The sequence below is a fragment of the Nocardiopsis sp. TRM 82005 genome (assembly GCF_056312425.1).
Genome location: NZ_JBWDTQ010000044.1, coordinates 1 through 7,148, shown reverse-complemented (window position 1 = coordinate 7,148; position 7,148 = coordinate 1). Strand labels below are relative to the sequence as shown.

The window sequence follows — 7,148 nt, the reverse complement described above, 5'->3', positions numbered from 1 at the left end:
TGGAAAGCGTTGTGCGTTTCCGCTTTGTTGTGTCTTTACTTTATCAGGTGTTCCGCACCCCGCCAAATCGGCGGTTTTCTCTGTGCATTCCAACCTTGCGGTTTTCCTGCACCGAATGCGTCAGCACCAGATCAGATTCAAAGACTGGTTCCTCTTTCGAGGCAACTCCCTGAGCTTACATGCTCCGAGAACGTGCTCGAACCACTTGGGCTTGGAGAGGAGTGTTCGCGTTGCGCGGTCCGGTGCTGAGTCGATCCCGAAAGGATCCTCGCCGTCCCGCAGCGACCCGATCGAGTTTAGGCAACTGTCCCGGTGGCGTCAAATCCGTCCCGGCGGGGAGGGAACCCCCGTGTGTACGGACGATCCGCGTTGGCCGTGCGGCTGGTGAACAGTCCGTCCGGTCCGCGTAAGCGGCGCCTTCCGGAGCGCCGACCCCTCGGGGCCATGTCTGTCGCTACGTTGGCTTGCTTGTCAGACAAGGACGATCCTCCCCGTGGGCCGGGTGGACCAAACATGGGAGGACGGGATTCCCCCCGAGATTCTTCGGCGGCTCCCGTCGGGTCCCGCCCTGCCCGGCTACCGGTGCGGCGGCGGGGCGGTGCCAGAGCGTTCCCGCCCCGGCGTCGGCCCCTCCACCCCGGCACTGTCGTCCCCGGATGGAGGGGCCCGGGCTCAAAGGATGTCCGCCAGTTCCTGGGCCAGCCTGCGGAAGGCGATCCCCCTGTGGCTGATGGCGTTCTTCTCCTCGGGGGACAGCTCCGCCGTGGTGCGGCTCTCCCCCTCAGGGACGAAGACCGGGTCGTAGCCGAAACCGTTCGCCCCCCGGCGCTCCCACGTCAGACGGCCGCGCAGTACGCCCTCGGCGACGGCTTCGGTCCCGTCCGGCATCACCAGCACCGCGGCACACACGAACTCGGCGCCCCGGCGCTCGGCGGGGGTGTCGGCCAACTGGTCCAGGACCAGGTCCAGGTTGGCCTGGTCCTGGTCGCCAGCACCGAAGCGGCCCGCCCAGCGCGCGGACAGGACTCCGGGCATCCCCCGAAGCTCGTCCACGCTCAGGCCGGAGTCGTCGGCGACGGAGGGCAGCCCCGTGTGCTCGGCGATGGCGCGCGCCTTGAGCAGCGCGTTCCCGAGGAAGGACGGCTCCGTCTCGGGAACCTCGGGTGCGTCGGGAAACGCGTCGAGCGAGAGCACCTCCGCCTCCACCCCGGCCTCGGCCAGGATGGCCCGCATCTCGGGGACCTTCTTCGTGTTGCGCGTGGCCAGGACGATCTTCACGGTTCCCCCTCCCGCGCGGGCACCACCGGTCCGGGTACCGGCCCGCTTCGCGACGGTCACTCCGACAGCGCCTTCTTCTGGATCGCGGTCAGTTCCTCACAGCCCGTGGCGGCGAGGTCGAGCAGCTGGTTGAGCAGGTCGCGGTCGAACGGGGCGCCCTCGGCGGTGCCCTGCACCTCGACGAACCTGCCGTCGCCGGTGAGGACGACGTTCATGTCGGTCTGGGCGACCGAGTCCTCCAGGTAGTTCAGGTCCAGCCGAGGCTGGCCCTGCACCACACCCACACTGACCGCGGACAGGGAGTCGGTCAGCGGGTTGTTCTTGAGCTTGCGGCGCTTGCGCAGCCACTTCATCGCGTCGACCAGAGCCACGTACGCGCCCGTGATCGCGGCGGTGCGGGTGCCGCCGTCGGCCTGGAGCACGTCGCAGTCCAGGGTGATGGTGTGCTCGCCCATCGCCTTGAAGTCCACGACGGCACGCAGGGAGCGGCCGACGAGGCGGGAGATCTCGTGGGTGCGGCCACCGATCTTTCCGCGGACCGACTCGCGCGCACCGCGGGTGTCGGTGGAACGAGGCAGCATCGCGTACTCGGCGGTGACCCACCCCTCGCCGGTGCCCCGGCGCCAGCGCGGGACACCGTCCTCGACGCTGGCCGCGCACAGCACGCGGGTGTCCCCGAACTCGATGAGTGCGGAGCCTTCCGCGTGGCGGAGCCAGTTGCGGGTGATGGTCACGGGGCGGAGTTGGGTCGGAACGCGTCCGTCAGGTCGGGCCATATCAAGAGCGTATATCCGTGAGGAGCCCTCCGTGACTGGAGGAGGCGGCCACCCGGCTTCCGGAAGTCCGCCCCTCCCGGACATGGTCCGCCGGGGCCCATGCGTCCACGGGCCCCGGCGGGCCGTCGCGGGTCCGTCGGTCAGCGGACGATCGTGTGCACCTGCCCGCTGCGGGCCAGGTCGATGGGGCCGCCGTAGCTGGAGCGCGCCTCGGTGAGCGTGGCCTCGTCGTCGTTCCACGGCACCAGGTGGGTCAGCAGCAGGCTGCGGGCACGGGCGCGATTGGCGTGCTCGCCCGCCTCGCTACCGGTCAGGTGCATGTCCTTGGGATGTTCGCGGTGGTCGTGGAAGGCCGCCTCGCACAGGAACAGGTCGGTGTCGGTGGCCAGGTCGACCAGGGAGTCGCACACCCCGGTGTCACCGGAGTAGGCCATGGAAGCGCCGTCGTGCTCCAGGCGGATGCCGAAGGCCTCCACGGGGTGGTTGACGTAGTCGACACGGGCGGAGAACGGGCCGAGCCCGAATTCGCCGGGAACGAGTTCGTGGAAGTCGAACACCTCGGTCATGCCGGGGTCGGGGGCCAGGCCGTAGGCCTCGGAGACCCGTTGGGCCACGCCCTTGGGCCCGTAGACCGGGATGCGGGGTTTGGCTCCGTCCGGGTGGAACATTCTGGCCACCCAGTACGAGCACAGGTCGAAGCAGTGGTCGGCGTGCAGGTGGCTCAGGTAGACGGCGTCGACCGAATAGATGTCGATGTGCCGCTGGAGCGCGCCGAGCGCACCGTTGCCCATATCGAGCAACAGGCGGTATCCGTCCGCTTCGAGCATGTAACAGGATGCCGGGCTGTCCGGCCCGGGGAAGCTCCCGGAGGACCCGATAATCGTGAGTCGCACGTCGTCGTCGCCTTCTCGATGGGCCGCGCGGCGTCCGTGGCACCCCCGTCGAGAGTCTGTGAGGAGTGCGGATGGCGGCTGGTTCTGCGGATGTCCCGTTGTTACGGGTGTACCCCAATGGCCGCCCGGGTGGTACAAAATGTGGCCCGCATCTCACGCGACCTCAGTCACTTGTGAATTTTTCACACGGCTTGACAGCTTCTGTCCTGTTTGTTCAGAACGTGTTTCCTGAGTGTTGTCGAACAGCGCGGAGGCCGGCTCCCCAAGGGGTGCCGGCCTCCGACGGGGCCCGCGCCCGCCGCGCCCCGGAGGATGCGGCGGACGCCGTGTGCCTCAGGCCCAGAGCTGGCCGTCGAGCCGCTCCTCAGCCTCTTCGAGGGTGCCCTCGTAGGCGCCGGTGGACAGGTACTTCCACCCGGCGTCGGCGATGACGAACGCGATGTCGGCACGCTCGCCCGCCTTCTCGGCCTTGCGGGCCATGCCCATCGCGGCGTGCAGGGCGCCCCCGGTGGAGATGCCCGCGAAGATGCCCTCCTTGTCCAGGAGTTCCCGGGTCCGCTTGAGGGCGGCGTCGGAGGGCACGGAGAAGCGCGTGGTGAGCACCGACTCGTCGTACAGCTCGGGCACGAACCCCTCGTCGAGGTTGCGCAGCCCGTACACCAGCTCGCCGTACCGGGGCTCGGCGGCCACGATCTGCGCCTCCGGGCGGTGTTCGCGCAGGTAGCGCCCCACGCCCATGAGGGTTCCGGTGGTGCCGAGTCCGGCCACGAAGTGGGTGACCTCCGGCAGGTCGGCGAGGATCTCGGGGCCGGTGGTCTCGTAGTGGGCCCTGGCGTTGGCCGCGTTGCCGTACTGGTAGAGCATCACCCAGTCGGGGTGGGCCGCGGCCATCTCCTTGGCGACGCGGACGGCCTCGTTGGAACCGCCCGCCGCGTCGGAGAAGTGGACCTCGGCGCCCCACATGTCCAGCAGCTGCTTGCGCTCAGCGGAGGTGTTCTCCGGCATGACGCAGACCATGCGGTAGCCGCGCAGCTTGGCGACCATTGCCAGCGAGATGCCGGTGTTTCCCGACGTCGGCTCCAGGATGGTGCAGCCCGGGGAGAGCAGCCCGTCCTTCTCGGCCTGTTCGATCATGAAGAACGCGGCACGGTCCTTGATCGAACCGGTGGGGTTGCGGTCCTCCAGCTTCGCCCACAGCCGGACCTGTGGCGAGGGCGAGAGCCGGGGCAGGCCGACGAGCGGCGTGCCGCCGAGGGAGTCGAGCAGGGAGTCGTAGCGCATGCTCGGCCTAGCGGCTTCCGCCGGCGACGGCCGGCAGGACGGTCACGTTGTCGCCGTCGGAGAGCTTGGCCTCCAGGCCGCCGACGAAGCGGACGTCCTCGTCGTTGAGGTAGACGTTGATGAAGCGGCGCAGCTTGCCATCGGCCACCAGGCGCTCGCTGATACCCGGGTAGCGGCTGTCCAGATCGGCGAACAGCTCGCCGAGGGTGGCGCCGGAGCCTTCGACGACCTTGGCGTCGTCGGTCAGGTTGCGCAGGATGGTGGGGATGCGGACCTCGATGGCCATGAAGGTGTCTCCGTTAGCGGTCGTTGGTGTGCGTTCATTGCCAACAGGGGGCGTCCTGCGCCCATTCCTGGACGCCGCCCCCGCATGGTTGGGAACCTACTGGTCTCCGCCGTCCCCGGTGACCTCCACCGGCTCCTCGGTGACCTGGCCGTCGAGGATCCGGTAGGAACGGAACTCGACGGTGTCGGGCTCGCGGGTGGACACGAGCACGTAGTGGGCGTTGGGCTCGGACGCGTAGGAGATGTCGGTGCGCGAGGGGTAGGCCTCGGTCGCGGTGTGGGAGTGGTAGATCACGACGGGTTCCTCGTCGCGGTCGTCCATCTCACGCCAGACTCTGAGCTGTTCGAGGGAGTCGAACCGGTAGAAGGTCGGCGACCGCTCGGCGTTGACCATCTCGACGAACCGCTCGGGGTGGTCGGAGCCGTCCGGCCCCGCCACGACGCCGCACGCCTCGTCGGGGTGGTCGCGGCGGGCATGGGCAACGATCTTGTCGTAGATCGAGCGATCAATCCTCAGCATGTCTCCAGAGTACCTATATCCAGTTCCCTACCAACCAAATGGGTATTGTAGATATGCGATGTGGATCACGGTGTCACATCGCGGCTGGGGCACCCACGGCGGATCCGCACGCCAACAGATTAGGCTCGTGCCCATGAGCGAGGACAGCAGCAGCGCGCTGCTCACCGACCACTACGAACTGACGATGCTCCAGGCGGCGCTGCACAGCGGCGCCGCCGCCCGCCGCTCGGTGTTCGAGATGTTCGGCCGACGGCTGCCGGAGGGACGCCGATACGGGGTCGTGGCCGGAACGGGCCGCTTCCTGGACCTGCTGGAGCGGTTCCGGTTCAGCACGGAGGAACTCGACTTCCTGTCCGACAAGGGGGTCGTGGACGAGCGCACCCTGGAATGGTTGGCCGACTACCGGTTCTCGGGGAACGTGTGGGGCTACGGCGAGGGCGAGGCGTACTTCCCGGGGTCGCCGATTCTGGTGGTGGAGGCATCCTTCGCCGAGGCCGTGGTTCTGGAGACACTGGCGCTGTCGGTGTACAACCACGACAGCGCGATCGCCTCGGCCGCGACGCGGATGGTGGTGGCGGCGGGAGAACGCCCGCTGATCGAGATGGGCTCACGCCGCACCCACGAGCGGGCGGCGGTGGCGTCGGCGCGCGCCGCCTACGTGGCCGGGTTCGCGACCTCCTCCAACCTGGAGGCCGGACGCGTCCACGGGGTGCCGACCGGCGGCACGGCGGCGCACGCGTTCACACTGCTGCACGACAGCGAGCGGCACGCGTTCAAGGCGCAACTGGAGTCCCTGGGCACCGGGACGACGCTGCTGGTGGACACCTTCGACGTGGAGCGGGCGGTGCACACCGCCGTGGAGCTGGCCGGACCCGAGCTGGGAGCCGTGCGCATCGACTCCGGCGACCTGGCCGCCCACGCCTCGCGCGTGCGGTCGCAGCTGGACTCCCTGGGCGCGACCGGCACCCGGATCGTGGTGACCGGTGACCTGGACGAACACGCCATCCAGGCCCTGGCCGTGGCGCCGGTGGACGGCTACGGGGTGGGTACCGCCCTGGTGACCGGGTCGGGGGCGCCGACGGTGTCCCTGGTGTACAAACTGGTGGCCCGGGCACGAGGTCTGGAGAAGGACGCGCCGCTGGAGCCGGTGGCCAAGCGCTCGGTGGGCAAGCCCAGCCGGGGCGGCCGCAAGTGGGCGGTCCGGCGTCTGGACGACAGGGGCACGGCCGTGGCAGAGGAGGTCCACCCTCACTCGCCGACTCCGCAGATAGGAACGCGCCCGCTGCTGCGCCCCCTGGTCGCCGACGGCGAGGTGGTGGAACGCGAGACGGTGCACGAGGCACGGGAGCGACACCGGAAGGCGGTCGCGGAACTGCCCGAGGAGGCCCTGCGGATGTCGCGCGGCGAGGCTGCGCTGCCTACGGTGTTCCATTAGCGGCCGGTGCGCGGCCCGGGGCCGGGCGGCACGGGCCCAGGATTCGGAAGAGGGATGACGTGATGAGGGCACTCATCGTGGTGGACGTTCAGAAGGACTTCTGCGAAGGCGGGCACCTGGGGGTGAACGGCGGCGCGAGCACGGCGGCCTCCATCACCGAGTACGCCCGCACGGGCGACTACGACCACGTGGTGGCCACCCGCGACTACCACATCGACCCCGGGGAGCACTTCTCCGAGAACCCCGACTTCGTGGACAGCTGGCCCCGCCACTGCGAGGCGGGGACGCCGGGGGTGGAGTTCCACCCCGGCTTCGACGCCTCGCTGGCCGAGGAGGTCTTCGACAAGGGGCACTACACGGCCGGCTACAGCGGTTTCGAGGGTGTGTCCCGGAAGAACGGGACCGCGCTGGCCGAGTGGCTGCGGGAGCGCGGGGTGGATGATGTGGACGTGGTGGGGCTCGCCACGGACCACTGTGTGAAGGCCACCGCGCTGGACGCGGCGCGTGAGGGCCTGCGCACGCGGGTGCTGCTCGGTCTGAGCGCCGGGGTGTCGCGCCACACGGTGGACGCCGCGCTGGAGCGGCTGCGCGAGGCGGGCGTGGAGCTGGAGGGCGAACCGCTGGTCGGCTGAGGACTCCTCGTACGGAGTGGGGGGGGGGGGCCCGGACCCCCCCCCCCC

The 7,148-nt window shown here is 69.5% G+C and carries 8 protein-coding genes; 2 read left to right on the top strand and 6 right to left on the bottom strand.

The window, feature by feature from the left end; genetic code table 11:
• Nucleotides 1-672: 672 nt before the first annotated feature.
• The 6 genes from rdgB to AC0T5L_RS26170 form a co-directional block, all read right to left on the bottom strand.
• A complete protein-coding gene (rdgB, locus tag AC0T5L_RS26195; protein ID WP_476168162.1) occupies nucleotides 673-1,278 on the bottom strand; it encodes an RdgB/HAM1 family non-canonical purine NTP pyrophosphatase in 606 nt (201 codons plus the stop codon).
• Between the two features lie 56 nt (nucleotides 1,279-1,334).
• Nucleotides 1,335-2,054 (bottom strand): ribonuclease PH, encoded by a 720-nt coding sequence (rph, locus tag AC0T5L_RS26190; protein ID WP_476168161.1) that lies wholly within the window; start codon nucleotides 2,052-2,054, stop codon nucleotides 1,335-1,337.
• A gap of 140 nt (nucleotides 2,055-2,194) precedes the next feature.
• A complete protein-coding gene (locus tag AC0T5L_RS26185) occupies nucleotides 2,195-2,947 on the bottom strand; it encodes an MBL fold metallo-hydrolase (RefSeq protein WP_476168160.1) in 753 nt (250 codons plus the stop codon).
• Between the two features lie 333 nt (nucleotides 2,948-3,280).
• Complete coding sequence (locus AC0T5L_RS26180) at nucleotides 3,281-4,228, bottom strand: PLP-dependent cysteine synthase family protein (RefSeq protein ID WP_476168159.1); 948 nt, start codon at nucleotides 4,226-4,228, stop codon at nucleotides 3,281-3,283.
• A 7-nt stretch (nucleotides 4,229-4,235) separates the two neighbouring features.
• Entirely contained in the window at nucleotides 4,236-4,514 is a 279-nt protein-coding gene (locus AC0T5L_RS26175) for a MoaD/ThiS family protein (protein WP_476168158.1), read from the bottom strand.
• Nucleotides 4,515-4,610: 96 nt separating this feature from the next.
• Nucleotides 4,611-5,033, bottom strand: a complete 423-nt coding sequence (locus AC0T5L_RS26170) for a M67 family metallopeptidase (RefSeq protein ID WP_476168157.1) — start codon at nucleotides 5,031-5,033, stop codon at nucleotides 4,611-4,613.
• A gap of 133 nt (nucleotides 5,034-5,166) precedes the next feature.
• Between AC0T5L_RS26170 and AC0T5L_RS26165 the strand changes: the two genes are divergently transcribed.
• A complete protein-coding gene (locus AC0T5L_RS26165) occupies nucleotides 5,167-6,468 on the top strand; it encodes a nicotinate phosphoribosyltransferase (RefSeq protein ID WP_476168156.1) in 1,302 nt (433 codons plus the stop codon).
• A gap of 62 nt (nucleotides 6,469-6,530) precedes the next feature.
• Complete coding sequence (locus tag AC0T5L_RS26160; protein WP_476168155.1) at nucleotides 6,531-7,100, top strand: nicotinamidase; 570 nt, start codon at nucleotides 6,531-6,533, stop codon at nucleotides 7,098-7,100.
• The last annotated feature ends 48 nt before the right edge of the window (nucleotides 7,101-7,148 follow it).